Genomic DNA, 15778 nt, shown 5'->3' with positions numbered 1-15778 from the left:
CTCAACCCGGACATCGTCTCCACCGCCTGCCCGTTCTGCCTGGTCATGCTCACCGACTCGGTCAACGGCAAGAAGAACGAGGGCAACGCCAAGGAATCGATCCAGGTCGTCGACGTCGCCCAGCTCCTGCTGGACTCCGTCAGGACCCCGGCGGACGAGCCCCCGGCGGGCGAGGCGGAGAGCGAGAACGCACCCGAGCCGGAGCCGGTGAAGTAACGGCGGTCCCGCCCCGGACACCCCCACGGTGCCCCCGTCCCGCGAGGACGGGGGCACCGTCGTACCCACACACCGCTCCGGGACGTACACGCTCTTCCCGCACACCCCCGCGGCGCCCATGCGCCCCGGCGGCGCCCCGGTGGCGGCCGTACGGCGTCCCGGTGGCGCCCCGAGCGGCGGTTACGCCTTCCTGGGCTCGGCCTGCTGCACGACCTCGAAGGACCACAGGGTCGACCCCGACGCGGCCGGCTTGGGCTTCTCGCCGCCCTCGCCGCCCTCCCCGCCGGCGCCCTGGTGCGCCGCCTTCATGGGGCCCTCCAGCCAGGCCTGGAACGACTCCTCGTCGCGCCACCGCGTGTAGACGAGGTAGTCGTCGGTGCCCTCCACCGGGCGGAGCAGTTCGAACCACTCGAAACCGTCGGAGCTCTCCACGGCGTGGGCGCGGTGCGCGAACCGCTTCTCCAGCGTCTCGCGCTGTTCGGCCGGCACGGTCAGTACGTTGATCTTGACTACGCTCATGCCCCCATCCTGCCCGCTCCCGCCCCCGCGCGCCCGGGACACCGCACGCTCACTGCCCTCACCGCGCGCGCCAAATCCCGGCCGGTCGCACGTACAACCCTCTCCGCCCCCCAGGTGTCTCTTGATCACCGACCGCGTACCGAACCGGGCGCGAACCGCCGTCGACGGGAGCGCTTCGGCCCACCACCGCCCGGCCACCCGGCCCCCTTCCATCCGACCCCCCTTCACCCGCGCCCTCTTCACCCCCGCCCCCTTCACCCAGCCCCCTCCACCCAGTCGTTCCACCCGGAGCCCGTCTTGCGCAAGCGCGTCCTCCTGCTGGCCGCCACCCTGACCACCGGCCTGCTCTCCGCCCTGCCCGCCACCCCGGCCGTCGCCGCCCCCTCCCGGCTGACCGGAGACTTCAACGGCGACGGCTATCTCGACGTCGCCCTCGGCGCCGCCGGCCACCAGGTCGGCTCCCACCCGCAGGCCGGCGCGGTCGTCGTGCTGTACGGCTCCTCCTCGGGTCTGTCCGCCGCCAGGCGCGCGGTGATCACGCAGGACTCCGCCGGCGTCCCCGGCGCGGCCGAGCAGGGCGACCTCTTCGGCCAGACCGTGGCCGCCGGCGACCTGGACGGCGACGGCTACAGCGACCTCGTGGTGGGCGCCCCCGGCGAGAGCATCGGCACCCGGAACGGCGTGGGCAGCGCCACCGTCCTGTTCGGCGGCACGTCCGGTCTGTCCGGGGCCGCCGTACTGCCCCAGCCGTCCACCCTCCCCGAGTACGGCGACTTCGCGGCCGGCCTCGCGGTCGCCGACTTCGACGGCGACGGCAAGCGCGACGTCACCGTCACCGGCCGCGCCGACACCCGCCTCTACAAGGGCCCCTTCACCCGCAAGGGCGCCCCGGTGGTCCACGTCGCCGTCGGCGAGCTGGGCACCACGGCCGGCGTGTTCGCCGGCGACCTGAACCACGACGGCACCGCCGAGCGCGTCTACTCGTCCCTGTTCGACGGCGACGAGGGCGGCGGCATCGACTACTTCAGCTGGAACGGCTCGAAGTACGCCATGAGGAATCTGCCCAAGGCCGACGGCGTGTCCGGCTCGGTCGCGGACGTCAACGGCGACGGGTACGGCGACCTCGTCCTCGGTGACCCCTCCGACCCCGGCCGGATCAAGAAGTCCGGCCACCAGGGCGGCCAGATCTCCGTCTGGTACGGCGGCCCGAACGGCCCCGACCCCGCGCAGACGCCGACCGTCGTCCACCAGGACACCGCCGGCGCGCCCGGCGTCGCCGAGGCCGGCGACCTGTTCGGCTCGTCGATCAGCACGGGCGACATCAACGGCGACGGATACGCCGACGTCGCGGTGGGCGCCCCGGACGAGGCCGTGGGCAAGGTCGTGAGCGCCGGCACCGTGACGGTCCTCTTCGGCTCCGCCTCCGGCCTGACCACCAAGGGCTCCAAGCTCTACACCCAGGACACCCCGGGCGTGCCCGGCGGCTCCGAGAAGCTGGACCGGTTCGGCCAGTCGGTCCGGCTCATCGACATCGACAACAACCGCAAGGCCGACCTCGTCGTCGGCGCGGGCGGCGAGAACGGCTACGGCGCGGTCACCGTCCTGCGCGGCTCCGCGTCGGGCCCGACCACCACCAACGCCAAGTTCATCGGCGCCCGCGACGTCGCCCTGAAGGGCTACGCGGACTTCGGCTGGACCATCGCCCAGTGAACAGGGGCCCGACCCGGACTCCTCCCCTGACGCCCCCTTAGGGGATGTCACAGGTCGGCAGCAAAGCCGGGCCCGGTCACCCGGGTCCGGCACACCGGCCCTCAGGACCAGGTACGTTCGAAGGCGTGGCTGGATTCAGGATCGGACGCGGCGGCCGGGACGACCGCGCCCCGCAAGCGCGACCGCAACACCCGCCGTACGGGCAGCAGGCGCCGCAGGCCCCGCCGTACGGCCGTCCCCCGGCGCCGCAGCCGTACCCGCAGCAGCAACCGCGGTACGGCCGCGGCGGTGCGCCGGCGGGCCCGGGCGCGGGCGCGGGCGGGTGGCCGCAGGCCCACGGCGGCCCCGGCGGCGCGCCGCACGCCTACGGCGCCCACGGCGAGCCGGAGTACTTCGGCGACGGCGGCGCCCACCCGCAGGGCGGCCCGGACCCGTACGCGGCCAACAACCCGGGTCACACGCAGGCCTTCGCGGTCGGCGAGGACCCCTACTCGCAGGGCGAGACCTACCACGCGGGCTCGGCGCCGGCCGGCCCGATCGGGCCCCGTCTGCACTGGAAGGACCTGCTGCGGGGCATCGTGATGTCCCCCAACCGGACCTTCCTGCAGATGCGGGACTACACGATGTGGGGCCCCGCCCTGACCGTGACGTTCCTCTACGGCCTGCTCGCGGTGTTCGGCTTCGACGGCGCCCGCGACGACGCCATCCACGCCACGCTCTCCAACGCGGTGCCGATCGTGCTGACCACGGCCGTGGCGATGGTGCTCAGCTACTTCGTCCTCGGTGTGGTCACCCACACCCTGGCCCGCCAGCTCGGCGGCGACGGGGCCTGGCAGCCCACGGTCGGCCTGTCCATGCTGATCATGTGCATCACGGACGCCCCCCGCCTGTTCGTCGCCATGTTCCTGGGCGGCGACGCCGGCTTCGTGCAGCTGCTCGGCTGGGCCACCTGGGTGGCGGCCGGCGCCCTGCTGACCCTCATGGTGAGCCGCTCCCACGACCTGCCCTGGCCCAAGGCCCTGGGCGCCTCGGCGATCCAGCTGATCGCCCTGCTGTCGATCGTGAAGCTGGGCACGTTCTAGCGACCGGCCCCGCCACGGGACGCCCGGCGGGCGGGCGCAAGAACACGCAGAAGGGGCCCGCCGCCGCGGGCCCCTTCTCACTGCCCACTCTCGGAGTCCTCGCTGCTCACCCCCGGACTCTTCGCTGCTCACGCCGGGAACCCGGGCCGGAACCCCGGGCCGCGCCCCTCAGGCGTCGAGCACCTGCCCGGCCCGCTTCACCACCGGGGGGCGAGGCGTTAGGCGTGGCCCGGCAGCAAGCAGACTGCGAACGTCTCGCCGATCTACGTTCCTGGCATGCCGTGAAGGTCTACGAGGACAACGACGTGTCCGCGTTCAAGCGCAACGTCGTCCGTGACGAGTTCGAGCTCATGTTGAAGGATCTCCGGGCCGGTTTCATCGACGGGATCGTCGCGTACGACCTTGACCGTCTCGCCCGCCAGCCGCGCGATCTTGAGCGGCTGATCGAGATTTTCGACGAGCGCCCGCGACTGGAGTTCGCGACCGTCACCAACGACATCGACTTGGGAACGCCAGACGGTCGCACCATGGCCCGGATCATGGTGGCGTTCGCCAGCAAGTCGTCCCACGACGCATCGCGCCGGATCCGGCGCAAGCACTGGGAGCTGGCCCAGCAGAGCAAGGACAGCGGAGGCCCAGCGCCGTACGGATGGCGCAAGGACGACCGGAGCAAGGTCGATCCCCAGGCCGCGAAGGCCATCCGAGCCGCACAGCGCGAGATCCTTGCCGGAGTCCGCATCGGTACGATTCGCACGCGGTGGCAGGAACAGGGACTCGGGAACCCGCGCGAAGGCACCAGGCGCATGGCCCACCACCACGTCGAGCACATCCTCACCAACCCCCGGTCGGTCGGCTACCGGACGTACCACGGCGAGATCCTCTACGGCGACGACGGCCAGCCCGTCATGGGTGACTGGGAGCCGATCAACACCGTCGAGGAGTGGGAGGCGGTGTGCGAGGCGATCGCAGAGTCGAAGTACAGCTACCAGTGCTCGGTGGTCAACGGCGGGTGCGGCAAGGTCGGGCGCGTAGGCGAGCCCGTGGACAAGCACATCACGCGGTTGGTGCTTGAGGAGAAGCGTGAGAAGGCCGCCGGATCCGATGCGGCCGAAGATCAGCGGTGGCCTGGACAGCAGGAGCTGGAGGACGTGAACGCCGATATCCGCCAACTCGTGGAGGCGGAGAAGGCCAAGCAGATCAGCGTGTCCACGCTCTTGCAGTTGCTGCCGGCCAAGGAGAAGTTGCGCGACGAGCTGAAGTTGGAGCGGTCCAGGTTCTACAAGGAGCAGAGGCAGAGGGAGGCGATGGGACGGACGGAGGACCTGACCGAAGAGGAGTTCTTCGATCTTCCCATTGAGCGCCAACAGGAGATCATCCTCCACAGCCTTTCGGCAGTGATCATCCACCCGGCAGGTAGAGGAAAGCGGATCTTCGATCCTGATCTGATCGAGCCCGTCTGGCGGGAGTGACGTCGGACCGCAGAACCCTGAGAGGCCCCGGGGGTTACCGGGGCCTCTGTCATGTGATCCTTCGATGCAGGACAGCCTTCTATGCCTCGACTGATGCGGCCGATCTGGCGGCCTGCTCGATCTTCGCGCAGTAGGCGGTGCGGGCGTCCTCATCGATCTGCATCTCGTGTTCGGGGCGCATCCCGGTTCGGCCGTCCACGCCTTCGCGCAGGATGTCGGCGTGCCCGGCATGCCGGTTGGTCTCGCCGAGGACGTGGACCAGGATGGCCAACAGGTTCGTGTTGGAATAAGGCTCCGGCCACCACGGCACGTGGCCCGGGGCATCGACGGCAAGCTCGTCGATCGTCGCGTCTGAGTGTTTCCACGTGCGCCGGTAGGACTCGATGATCTGGTCGCGCGTCTCGTCCTCAGCCGCCCACAGATCGCTGCCGTCGTGGTCCTGCCACCGGGGCAGCGGTTCTGGGGACGGCCGGTCGAAGACCTCGCCCAAGTACCTGGCCTCTACGCTGGCCACGTGTTTGACCAGGCCGAGGAGGTTGGTCCCGGTCACTGTCAAAGGTCGGCGGGCGTCGTATTCGGACAGGCCGTCGAGCTTCCAGAGCAGCGCCTTGCGGTCCCGCCGCAGTCGCCCGTGCAGGGTGCCCTTCACGAATGCATCGATCATGCGGCATGAGCCTGCCATGGGCTACTCGTGGCCTCAAGATCCCGTACGTGGGTCGCAACGACTGGCCGTGCTGAACCCGGCATGGCACCGCCCCGAGCTACTGAAGAAGCTCGCGGAATTTGCCACGTAAGACAGCCTCTTAAGCCGTTCAAGCACTGCTTTGCCGTATCCTTCTCCATGTAGCCGAAAGCCCTCAAGAGCGCGCCATGACTTGAGTGGCAGGGCAGCCCTTGTCCAGACCGCGTGCGCCGGCTGACACCGTCAGGCATGAACAGCAGCGGCCAGCGCCAGGCTCCGGTGGGCGATCAACCTACCAGCCGAAGCTGACGATCTTCAGAGAGCGTCTTTAGACGGCGTGATCGGCGTGCCAGACTTACGACATGGAGGCAACACAGACCACGGGAAGTTGATCCAGTCGTCGGTTCGCTTCCAGACGTACTCGCACTTCACCAGCGAGTGGGACTTCTCGTAGATCACGGCGCTGCGCACCTCGGCGACCGTGTCCAGGCAGAAGTCGCGGACCAGCTTAAGCGTCTTGCCGGTGTCGGCCACGTCGTCGGTGATCAGGACCTTCTTGTCGGAGAAGTCGATCACGTTCGGGACGGGGGCGAGCATGACGGGCATCTCGAGGGTGGTTCCGACGCCGGTGTAGAACTCGACGTTCACGAGATGGATGTTCTTGCAGTCCAGGGCGTAGGCGAGCCCGCCCGCCACGAAGACCCCGCCGCGCGCGATGCTCAGCACGATGTCCGGCTCGTAGCCGTCGTCGGCGATGGTCTGCGCGAGCTCGCGGACGGCGGTGCCGAAGCGCTCGTAGGTGAGGTTCTCTCGTACGTCGCTCATGTCGCTGGGGGCGCTCCTCAGACCTGGGTCCGGTGGAAGTTGAGGTAGGAGCGCGAGGCGGTGGGCCCGCGCTGTCCCTGGTACCGGGAGCCGTAGCGCTCGCTGCCGTAGGGGGCCTCGGCGGGCGAGGTCAGCCGGAACATGCACAGCTGCCCGATCTTCATCCCCGGCCACAGCTTGATCGGCAGGGTGGCGAGGTTGGACAGCTCCAGGGTCACGTGCCCGGAGAACCCGGGGTCGATGAACCCGGCCGTGGAGTGGGTCACCAGTCCGAGCCGCCCGAGCGAACTCTTCCCCTCCAGCCGTGAGGCCAGGTCGTCGGGGAGCGTGATCACCTCGTAGGTGCTCGCGAGCACGAACTCCCCCGGATGCAGGATGAACGGCTCGTCCCCCTCCGGCTCGACGAGCCGGGTGAGGTCGGGCTGCTCGACCGAGGGGTCGATGTGTGGGTAGCGGTGGTTCTCGAACACCCGGAAGTAGCGGTCCAGCCGCACGTCGATGCTCGACGGCTGCACCATGGATTCGTCGAAGGGATCGATCCGCACCCGTCCGGCGTCGATCTCGGCCCGGATGTCCTTGTCTGAGAGAAGCACGCCCCGAGGATACGCAAGGCGCGCGGAGCCCCCGTAATCAGGACGACTCCACGCGCCGGATTCCGCTGCCGCGACTGCCCGCGGCCACCGCTCGCGCTCGCGCGCGCCCGCCCCTACCGCTTCTCGAGAGCGACGGGCACCGCACTGCGGAGCCGGGCACAGCGGGGGCACCGCACGAGCCGGCCCGGACCGAGCCGGCCGGCCTGCTGCATCGGGAACGAAGCGGTGCTGAACACGTGCCCCTCGGCACAACGGACGACGGTGCGCTCCATCAAGTCCCTTGAGTCCCTTCCCCAGAACCGCGTCTGGCCTTCTGCCGCCTGACGACAAAAGCCACACTACGGGATCAAAGAGACGGCGCTCCAGGCGGCACTCCGGTCCCTCACGAACCCTCCGGCAGCCGCCCGCCGCACACCCACGCTACGCCCCAACTCCGGCCCCGCGCAGCCCCGGTACCCCCTCACGCCTCCCACTAACGCACTCGGGCCCCACGGTGCGAGCACCTGGGGCCGACGATGGGGTAAAGTGAGCGAACGTCGGACACCGACCTCCGGTCGGCGTCTTACGCGGGTGTAGTTTAATGGTAGAACATCAGCTTCCCAAGCTGAGAGCGCGAGTTCGATTCTCGTCACCCGCTCCATGATGAAACCCCAGGTCAGCGGCCTGGGGTTTGTTTGTTGTCTAGACCAATTCGAGGGTGGCGTGCCCTCTGCGTGCCCTAAGTGCAGGTCAAGCGGCATCTTGAGGGGCACTCGGGCGCCATCTTGAGCGACCCAACCCCCAAGCGTCTCGAACGCTGAACACGAGGATCTCGGGACGGGGTGATGACCATGCGGTACCCGTCACCTTCGGTGGCTACTTCCAGGCCCGAGCGCCGGGCCAGGCTGATGTCGGTGATCAACACCCGGGGGGGGTGCTGCCGGGTCAAGGCCAGGGCCTCCACGCGACACGAATGAGGGAGAGAAGTCCGAGCCGGTGCCTCGTACTTGTCTCCTGCGCGGCCAGGTGAACGTGGTCACCGGACGCCACGGCCGACGCTCGGCGTGACTCGGCCCACCATCCGCTCTTTTCCTCACTCAAGCAAGGAGAGCAGACGTCCCATGTGGTCCATCGCCATCGCCCTGGGCACACACCCGAGAGCCCACAGGACGTTCGGTCCCGAACCAGACCTCGGCCTCACCGTCACGACCGGCTCTGCAGGACAGGGGGGACGCCGGTCATGAACGGGACACGCGCACGGCTGGTTCCGGCGGGAGTGGGCATACATGCCGTGGACACGCTGGTCGAGGAGCTCTTCGGGTATCTGCCGCGAACCGACCAGCGTCGGTGGGCTCACGTCTATCTGAGGGGGCTGTTACTCACCGAGGGAAAGAAGTCGATGCGGCGGTTGGCCGAGTCCGTATCCGCCTCTCCCACGGCCTGGTACTCATTGCAGCAGTTCATCAACAGCAGCCCATGGGAGTGGGAACCGGCCCGTGACGCGCTGACACGATGGGTCGAGGAGAGGTCGTCCGTACGGGCCTGGACCCTCACCCCGGTCGTCCTGCCCAAGCGCGGCGACCATTCGGTGGGAGTGCACCAGCGGTTCGTTCCCTCGACCGGGCGCAGACTCAACTGCCAGCTGGGCATCGCCCTCTTCCTGTCCTGCCCCGGCGCGAACTTCCCGGTCGACTGGCGGCTGTTCCTTCCCCGGCAGTGGACCGACGACTCCGAGCTGCGCCGACGCGCCCGCATACCTAAGACGGAGAGCTTCCAGCCGCAGTGGAAGCACATGCTCGACCTAGTGGATTCCATGGTCGCGCGTACCTCCTCGCCAGCCATGCCCGTCGTGGCCGACATAAGTGATGCAACCGACTTCGGCGAGCTGACCTCCCGACTGGGCGACGCCGGGAGGGACTTCATCGTCGCCGTTAACCCCCGGCAGCTGTCTCCCGGTGCCGGGAACGTTCGGGAGCGGGCATGGAGCAGACGCATGGCGGCTGTGACGGGGGCCGATGGGATGTTCCGGCAGGCCCAGGTCCTGTCCACCCTCGCGCGGCGGCAGACCGGCGATGAGCAGCGGACGTACCGACTGTTCACCGAACTCGACCCTGGGGGGCGGCCTGGTTCCCAGGTCTGGCTCACCAACCTCGTACACCACCGGCTGGACGAACTTCTTGAGCTGACCCGCCTCCACATCAGCTCCACCGTCACCGCCGACCTGATGGATCGCAGCTATGGGCTGCTGGACTTCGCCGGACGCTCCTTCCCCGCCTGGCACCACCACATGACCATGGCCTCGGCGGCGTACACCCACATGCGTCTAGCCCACGCCGCCTACCCGATGGAGCCACTGCTCGCCGGGCAGCGCAGCGCCTGAGCGGGGCCGGCTCGGCCGTACGGCGGCGCCTCAGCGCCGTACCGCCGTCGGGTCCTGTGCCACCGGGGCCGTCACGCTACCGAGGAGCCGCAGTGCGGCCTCCGACGGCGAGCCGGGCTCGGCCGTGTAGGCGATGAGGCGCTGGCCGGAGGCGCCGGGTATGACGAGGTTCTCGAAGCTGAGGTCCATCGCGCCGACCAGCGGATGACGCAAGTGCTTCACCCCGGAGGTGCAGGTGCGTACCGGGTGCCGGGCCCAGCGAGAGGCGAACTCGTCGCAGTTCATGGTGAGTTGGCCGATAAGCTCGGCGAGGGCACGGTCGTGGGGATGGCGGCCGGCGACCAGGCGCAGGGAGGCCACGCCGAGTTGGGCCTCTTCGTTCCAGTTCGTGAACAGCTCGCGGTACTGCTCGTCCAGGAACAGCATCCGGGTCAGGTTGGGGCGGGTGGCCGGTGTGTCGGGGCTCTCAGGCGCCAGATGTCCGGCCAGCAGCGCGTGCCCCATACGGTTCCAGGCGAGGACGTCGTTGTGCCGGTCCAGGACCAGGGCCGGCACGTCGCTCATGGCCGCCAGCAACTGTCGGGCCGAAGCGCTGGCATGGGCCACCCGGGGCGGAGCCGGCCGGGACGAAGCGGCGGCGGGACGGGCGAGGTCCTTCAGATGGGCCGTCTCGTCGTCGGAGAGGCGCAGCGTACGCGCTATCGCCTCCAGCACACCGTCGGAGGCGCTGGTGGCACGGCCCTGTTCGAGACGGGTGTAGTGGGTGATGCTGACGCCGGCGAGCATCGCTAACTCCTCACGGCGCAGACCGCTGACGCGGCGGCGGGTCGGGTGCGGGGTGATGCCGACGTCCTCGGGGCGCAGCGCGGCGCGACGCGACTTGAGGAAGTCTCCCAGCTCGGGCGAGGCGTCCATCCATGCCTCCAGGTCGGCGGTGTGCGACAGGTCGTGGCCACTGACTTCCCATGATGCCCGCCCGTCCCGAAGGCCGGAGGCCGTAAGGGTGGTCATGTGATGACTACCCTCGCGCTGGCTGTGCGAGACAGGGTGCTGGCTGGGATTCCGTATGTCGACGAGCCTCTTCTTTCGTAACCGCGCGTGACGCGACCGAGCGCGCGCGGGGTGTCAGGAAACGTGAGGAAAGGGACTCGACGTCATGTCTGTCACTGATTCGGAGGCGGCCGGTACCGTCTCCGGCACCGCCGCTGGCACGGCCCCGGCCGCGCTCACCCCCCGGCTTCGGCTGGTGCTGGTGCTGTTGCTCGCGGCCCAGTTCATGCTGGCCGTGGACTTCTCCATCCTAAACGTGGCACTGCCGGTGATCGGTGAGGGCCTGGGTTTCTCGCTGTCGCATCTGCAGTGGATCGCCACATCGTTCGCGCTGTGCGCGGCGGGCTTCACTCTGCTGTTCGGCCGCGTCGCGGACCTGTTCGGCCGCCGCCGGCTGTTCCTCGGCGGCCTCGTTGTCCTGGGCGCGGCCTCGCTCGTGGGCGGTCTGGCGCAGAACCCCGAGGTACTGATCGCGGCCCGCGTCTTCCAGGGCCTGGCGACCGCCGCTGTCACCCCGGCCGGACTCTCGTTGCTGACGACCTCGTTCCCGGAGGGCCCACTGCGCGAGAAGGCGCTCGGCCTCAACGGGGCGCTGATGTCGGCCGGGTTCACCACCGGCGCCATCCTCGGCGGCCTGCTGACCGACCTGCTGTCGTGGCGCTGGGCGTTCTTCATCAATGTGCCTGTCGCCCTCGCCGTGCTGTTCATCGCCCCGACGGTCATCAAGGAGTCCCGCCCCGACGAGCGCCCCAAGCTGGACCTGCCCGGCGCAATCAGCGTCACGCTCGGTCTGCTGGCCATCGTCTTCGGGCTCACCCAGGCGAGCGAGAAGGGGTGGGGCTCGGCCGAGGCCCTGTTGTCGCTGGCCGTGGGTGTGGCCCTGCTGCTGGTGTTCTACGCCGTCGAGCGCAAAGTGTCCGCGCCGCTCGTGCCGCTCGGTGTGCTCGGCAAGCGGTCGGTGGCCTGGGGCAACATCGCCGGTCTGATCGCGTTCCTCACCGAGACTTCCCTGGTCTTCCTGCTGACCCTCTACCTCCAGGAAGTGCTCGGTTTCTCCCCGCTCGCCGCCGGCCTGTCCTTCGGAGTGCTGGGAGTCGGCACGGTCGTCGGCGGCACCATCGCCCCGAAGGTCATCGGGAAGATCGGCAGCAAGTCGACGCTGATCACCGGCGGCATTCTGCAGACCGTCTTCACGGCCGCGCTGCTCGGCCTCGGCGACGACCGCTCGTGGATGTGGCTGCTGCTGATCGGCACCTTCGCCGGTGGGGTCGGCAACATGCTCGTCATCGTGGGCTTCATGGTCACCGCCACCTCGGGGCTCGCCGATCACGAACAGGGTCTGGCCACCGGCCTCGCCACCATGACCCAGCAGGTCGGCATCACCATGGGCACACCGATCATGAGCGCCGTCGCCACGGCCGCCATGACCGGTGCCGGAGCCTCGGCCATCCTCGGCGGTCTGAAGGTCGCGATCGCGGTGAACGCCGCCATCGTGCTCCTCGGCACCCTCACCAGCGCCCTGTTCCTGCGCACACGGTCGAGTGCGCAGTAACGGCGGGCGGTACGAGCCGCCGGGCGTCGGCCGGCCGCCCTCCACCAACGTGCGCCTCGACGACCGGCAGCGCGAGAAGGCAGGCTGGGCGGACCGGTGGCTCGACGCCGGGACCCACCACGTCCCGGTACGCGTCTACCGGCCCGGCCCGAACCCGTACGGCTGGCTGGTCTGGGCGCACGGCGGCAGCTGGCAGGCGGGGTCCGTGGAGCACTGGCACGAACCGGTCGCGGACCTCGCCCGGGTGTCGGGCTGCACGGTGGTCAGCACCGGATACCGCCTGGCACCCCGCCACCGGCACCCGGCGCAGCTCGACGACGTGCTGACCGCGCTCTCGTGGGCCGAACAGCAGGCGGAGCCCGGCGAGCCGGTCGTGGTCGGGGGCGACAGCGCGGGCGGTACCATCGCCGCCTGCGCGGCCCTCGCCCGCCGCGACCGGGGTGAACCGCTCGCCGCCCAGGTGCTGGCCTACCCACCGCTCGACCCCGACTGCGCCGCTCCCTCCTACACGCGCGTGCCGGGAGCTTTCCCCGCAGCCGAGGATCTGCGGCAGGCGTGGCGGCGGTACCGCGGGGCGAACGGCACCGCCGTACGAGACGACCAGCGGCTGCACAGCACCCCGCTGGAGGCCGGGCGGCTCGACGGTCTGGCCCCGGCCATCCTCGCCGTCGGGGATCTCGACCCGGTCACCGACGACGTCACGGGGTACGCGCGGCGGCTGCAAGCGGCCGGGAACGACGTACGTCTGCGGGTGTTCCCCCGCACCCCGCACGCCGTCTTCCTCACCGCCGAGGGCTCCGACCCACATGACCCTCCCTTGAGGCACTGGCTCGGCACGGCGCTGCGCGACCGGCTGCGGCCACGGAAGGAGACCGCATGACCACCGAGGCACCGGACACCACCGGCCTCCCGCACATCGAGGCGCTGGTCCGGCACTTCGCCGACCTGCGCGACGGCACCCACGGCGAGGGCGGCGACACCGTGTCCCGTCTCGGCAAGGAGCAGCACTTCCGGCGGGCGGTCGAGCTGCTCCATCCGTACGCCGTGCAGGTCCTCGACGAGTTCGACGCCACTCTGTTCCTCGGCACGGGCGACGTCGACGCGACCGGGGTCCGACGCACCCGGGACACCGGCCTCGCAGCGTCCTGGACGCTGTCCTGGCCTGAGCAGCGCGAGACGGAGATCGCGCCGATCACTCTGCTGGCGTACTACGGGGGCGGGTTCCATCACCCGCATCTGCGAGGCGCGACCGTCCACGACTGGCCCCTGAACGTGTTCACGCCCGACCAAGCGGCGGCGGAGGTTCCCACACTGCGGGCCATCGTCACCGGCGACCTGCACAACCTGGTCTTCCAGCGTGACTACCGGATCGTGCCCGCCGTCGCGCGGGCGGGGAAGTGAGGGGGCCGTCCATGGAACCGTCCACGGCACCGCGTCTGTCGGTGCTTGACCAGTCGCCCGTCGGCTCAGGATTCTCGCCCGCGGACGCCCTTCATTCGTCGGTCGAACTGGCCCAGGCCGCAGAAGAGTTGGGATACGTCCGCTACTGGACGGCGGAGCACCACGGGTCACCGGGCTTCGCGGGCACCGCCCCCGAAATCCTGGCCGCGATCCTGCTGGCCCGCACCCGGCGGATGCGCGTGGGCACCGGTGGAGTGCTGCTGCCCCGCTACCCGCCGGCGAAGGTGGCGGAGGTCTTCGGCGTCCTGACCTCCGTGTTTCCCGGCCGCGTCGACCTCGGCCTCGGCCGTGCGGGCGGACCCGCCCACGACTATCCGCAACGGGTTCGCGCGGTGCGTGTGCTGTTGGGCCTCGACGACGAAGGGCCGGCCACCGGGGAGGAAGGGAGCCCCGTCGCCACCGCGCTCCCCCGGATGTGGCTTCTCGGGGCCGACCTCAACTCTGGCCTGTTGGCAGGCGAGTTGGGGAGCGACTACGCCTTCGCGCACTTCCTCGTCCCCGGTCCGGCGCGGGCGGCCCTCGCCTCCTACCGCGCGGCGTACGCCGAGCACACGGGCCGCCCCGCGCCCGGCGGTGTCCTCGCGGCGCGCGTGGTCACCGCCGAGAGCGAGGACCGGGCCGAGGCGCTGGCGCAGAGCGTCCTGCTGTGGCGCAGCCGCAAGGACCTCGGCGAGGACCTCCCGCTGCCCACCCCCGAGGACGCTCTCACCCACCGGTGGACCGCTCTGGAAGCGGAACGCGCAACGGTCCGTCGGGACTCCCTGGTATGGGGAACCCCGGATCAGGTCCGGGAGCGTCTGACGGACCTGGCCGCCGAGCATGGCGTCGACGAGGTGATGGTCAACACCCTGACCTGCGACCCCGCCGACCGCCTGACCTCCTACCGGTTGCTCGCCGAGGTCTTCGCCGACAAGCCCCGGCCCGTGGCTCCGGCGGGGACGTGACCCCGAGAACCCGCTGACGGACCCATTCCGTCAGCGGGTTCTGTCAGAGCCTGTGTCTCAGAGCGCGCGCAGCGAGGTCGGCTCGGCGGGCTCGGCCTCCGCGGGGACCGGAGCAGGAACGGCCGGGAGAGGGGAACGGAGCTCCTTACGCCCGCGGCTGAGGTGGCGCATGGCCGGCATCTCCACAAAGCGGTACAGCAGCCAGCCGCCCAGCAGGGACGTGCCGAAGAACCCCACGATCAGCAGCGCCGCGCCGGGCACGCCATAGGTGGCGCCGTCCAGCAAGGAGCGCAGATAGAAGATCGACACGCCCTGGACGAGGTAGAAGCCAAAGGAAACCTCGCCGAGCCACACCATGGGGCGGCTGCGCAGCCAGGTGCGGCGACCAGCGACGTCGGCCGCCGCGACCGAGGCGATGAGCGCCCCGATGGGAATGATCGTCGCGGCGACGAAGGTGTACTCGAACGGCACGAAGAACCCGGCCGCGTAACCGATCGCGCAGAGGCCCAGGGACACACCGATGCCGATCCGGCGCGGCCAGCGGCCCGCCAGTACGATCCGCGCGAGCAGGATGCCGAGCGCGAACTCGAAGAGGCGGCCCGGCGGGAACAGATAACCGAACCAGAACTGCAGGTCGGAGATCGGGGTGATCGCCGACTTCGGCGTGGCCGGTATCAGATGCATCGAGACCAGCTGGACCACGATCGTCCCGGCGACCATGACCGCCGACCATGCCCACAGCGCCCCGTCCCGGATCTTGCGGATCGGCACGATCAGCAGCGGGAACAGCAGATAGAAGAGCAGTTCGCTGCCCAGGGACCAACTCGGCGGGTTCATGCTGAGGTTGATCTCAGGCACACACCGTCGTAGGCGGTGCCGACCAGGCGGGCCGTGCCCGCGACCACGGCTTCCGAGCGCTCGGTGACGTTGCTGATCACCAGCGTCGGTTTGCCCAGCGCCGGACCCTCCTCCTGGGCTCCGCTGGAGTCCGAGAGGATGATGTCGGCGCGCCGCATGAGTCGGCAGAAGTTCAGGTACGGCAGCGGGTCGACGATCGTGATGTTCGGGTGGCCGCCGATGTGGGGCAGCATCGCCTGCCGTACCGACGGGTTGCGATGCAGTGGCACGATCACCCGGGTGTTGGGCTCGTTCGCGATGTCGGCGAACGCTCGGGCGATCCGGGGGAGATGGGGCCAGGCGTCCCGCCGGTGCGCGGAGGCCAGTACCACCCGCCTGCGGTCGGTGGCCAGGTCCTCCAGTGCCGGGTGGCCGAAGCTGTCCGCCTTGTCGCTCGCCCACTCCAGGGCGTCGATGAC

The 15778-nt window shown here is 70.0% G+C and carries 16 protein-coding genes and 1 tRNA gene; 10 read left to right on the top strand and 7 right to left on the bottom strand.

All coding sequences use genetic code 11. The annotated features are described in order from the left end of the window. On the top strand, nucleotides 1–216 hold a 216-nt coding region (locus ACI2LW_RS16770), incomplete at its 5' end, for a hypothetical protein (RefSeq protein ID WP_404731932.1). A 180-nt stretch (nucleotides 217–396) separates the two neighbouring features. On the opposite strand, the gene ACI2LW_RS16765 is transcribed toward ACI2LW_RS16770, so the two are convergent. Further along, nucleotides 397–735 (bottom strand): antibiotic biosynthesis monooxygenase family protein, encoded by a 339-nt coding sequence (locus tag ACI2LW_RS16765; protein ID WP_404731931.1) that lies wholly within the window; start codon nucleotides 733–735, stop codon nucleotides 397–399. 297 nt (nucleotides 736–1032) lie between these two features. Between ACI2LW_RS16765 and ACI2LW_RS16760 the strand changes: the two genes are divergently transcribed. From ACI2LW_RS16760 to ACI2LW_RS16750, 3 genes are all read left to right on the top strand, one after another. After that, nucleotides 1033–2445: an FG-GAP-like repeat-containing protein gene (locus tag ACI2LW_RS16760; protein ID WP_404731930.1), complete on the top strand. Its 1413-nt coding sequence runs from the start codon at nucleotides 1033–1035 to the stop codon at nucleotides 2443–2445. 44 nt (nucleotides 2446–2489) lie between these two features. After that, nucleotides 2490–3527: a Yip1 family protein gene (locus tag ACI2LW_RS16755; protein ID WP_404731929.1), complete on the top strand. Its 1038-nt coding sequence runs from the start codon at nucleotides 2490–2492 to the stop codon at nucleotides 3525–3527. Between the two features lie 224 nt (nucleotides 3528–3751). Continuing rightward, on the top strand, nucleotides 3752–4996 hold the full coding sequence (locus ACI2LW_RS16750; RefSeq protein ID WP_404731928.1) for a recombinase family protein: 1245 nt from the start codon (nucleotides 3752–3754) through the stop codon (nucleotides 4994–4996). A 79-nt stretch (nucleotides 4997–5075) separates the two neighbouring features. On the opposite strand, the gene ACI2LW_RS16745 is transcribed toward ACI2LW_RS16750, so the two are convergent. The 3 genes from ACI2LW_RS16745 to dcd form a co-directional block, all read right to left on the bottom strand. Then, nucleotides 5076–5660 carry a DinB family protein gene (locus ACI2LW_RS16745; protein WP_404731927.1) on the bottom strand — a complete coding sequence of 195 codons (585 nt, stop codon included), beginning with the start codon at nucleotides 5658–5660 and terminating at the stop codon, nucleotides 5076–5078. Between the two features lie 333 nt (nucleotides 5661–5993). Continuing rightward, complete coding sequence (locus tag ACI2LW_RS16740) at nucleotides 5994–6503, bottom strand: phosphoribosyltransferase (RefSeq protein WP_404731926.1); 510 nt, start codon at nucleotides 6501–6503, stop codon at nucleotides 5994–5996. Nucleotides 6504–6520: 17 nt separating this feature from the next. Beyond that, nucleotides 6521–7096, bottom strand: coding sequence for a dCTP deaminase (gene dcd / locus ACI2LW_RS16735; RefSeq protein ID WP_404731925.1), 576 nt, complete (start codon nucleotides 7094–7096; stop codon nucleotides 6521–6523). A 566-nt stretch (nucleotides 7097–7662) separates the two neighbouring features. On the opposite strand from dcd, the gene ACI2LW_RS16730 reads away from it, so the two are divergent. Both ACI2LW_RS16730 and ACI2LW_RS16725 read left to right on the top strand, forming a co-directional pair. Next, nucleotides 7663–7736, top strand: a tRNA-Gly gene (locus ACI2LW_RS16730). 579 nt (nucleotides 7737–8315) lie between these two features. Further along, a complete protein-coding gene (locus ACI2LW_RS16725; RefSeq protein ID WP_404731924.1) occupies nucleotides 8316–9455 on the top strand; it encodes an IS701 family transposase in 1140 nt (379 codons plus the stop codon). Between the two features lie 30 nt (nucleotides 9456–9485). On the opposite strand, the gene ACI2LW_RS16720 is transcribed toward ACI2LW_RS16725, so the two are convergent. Continuing rightward, nucleotides 9486–10370, bottom strand: a complete 885-nt coding sequence (locus tag ACI2LW_RS16720; protein ID WP_404731944.1) for a helix-turn-helix transcriptional regulator — start codon at nucleotides 10368–10370, stop codon at nucleotides 9486–9488. Nucleotides 10371–10611: 241 nt separating this feature from the next. On the opposite strand from ACI2LW_RS16720, the gene ACI2LW_RS16715 reads away from it, so the two are divergent. Genes ACI2LW_RS16715 through ACI2LW_RS16700 form a run of 4 tightly spaced genes read left to right on the top strand, consistent with a single transcriptional unit; the run spans nucleotide 10612 to nucleotide 14462 of the window. Further along, nucleotides 10612–12057 (top strand): MFS transporter, encoded by a 1446-nt coding sequence (locus tag ACI2LW_RS16715; RefSeq protein WP_404731923.1) that lies wholly within the window; start codon nucleotides 10612–10614, stop codon nucleotides 12055–12057. After that, complete coding sequence (locus ACI2LW_RS16710) at nucleotides 12047–12937, top strand: alpha/beta hydrolase (RefSeq protein WP_404731922.1); 891 nt, start codon at nucleotides 12047–12049, stop codon at nucleotides 12935–12937. The genes ACI2LW_RS16715 and ACI2LW_RS16710 overlap by 11 nt, the downstream gene beginning before the upstream one ends. Next, nucleotides 12934–13458, top strand: a complete 525-nt coding sequence (locus tag ACI2LW_RS16705) for a hypothetical protein (RefSeq protein WP_404731921.1) — start codon at nucleotides 12934–12936, stop codon at nucleotides 13456–13458. The genes ACI2LW_RS16710 and ACI2LW_RS16705 overlap by 4 nt, the downstream gene beginning before the upstream one ends. A gap of 11 nt (nucleotides 13459–13469) precedes the next feature. Beyond that, nucleotides 13470–14462 carry an MsnO8 family LLM class oxidoreductase gene (locus ACI2LW_RS16700; protein ID WP_404731920.1) on the top strand — a complete coding sequence of 331 codons (993 nt, stop codon included), beginning with the start codon at nucleotides 13470–13472 and terminating at the stop codon, nucleotides 14460–14462. Nucleotides 14463–14519: 57 nt separating this feature from the next. Here ACI2LW_RS16700 and ACI2LW_RS16695 read toward each other — a convergent pair whose 3' ends face one another. Together ACI2LW_RS16695 and ACI2LW_RS16690 are read right to left on the bottom strand one after the other, a co-directional pair. After that, nucleotides 14520–15299, bottom strand: a complete 780-nt coding sequence (locus ACI2LW_RS16695; RefSeq protein WP_404731919.1) for an acyltransferase family protein — start codon at nucleotides 15297–15299, stop codon at nucleotides 14520–14522. Beyond that, a complete protein-coding gene (locus ACI2LW_RS16690) occupies nucleotides 15296–15775 on the bottom strand; it encodes a UDP-N-acetylglucosamine 2-epimerase (protein WP_404731943.1) in 480 nt (159 codons plus the stop codon). The genes ACI2LW_RS16695 and ACI2LW_RS16690 overlap by 4 nt, the downstream gene beginning before the upstream one ends. Nucleotides 15776–15778: the final 3 nt, after the last annotated feature.

Source organism: Streptomyces sp. NPDC004065, assembly GCF_044903565.1.
In the GTDB taxonomy this organism is placed as follows: domain Bacteria; phylum Actinomycetota; class Actinomycetes; order Streptomycetales; family Streptomycetaceae; genus Streptomyces.
Note: the sequence above shows the minus strand (reverse complement) of the source record. Positions and strands in the feature narration are given on the sequence as shown.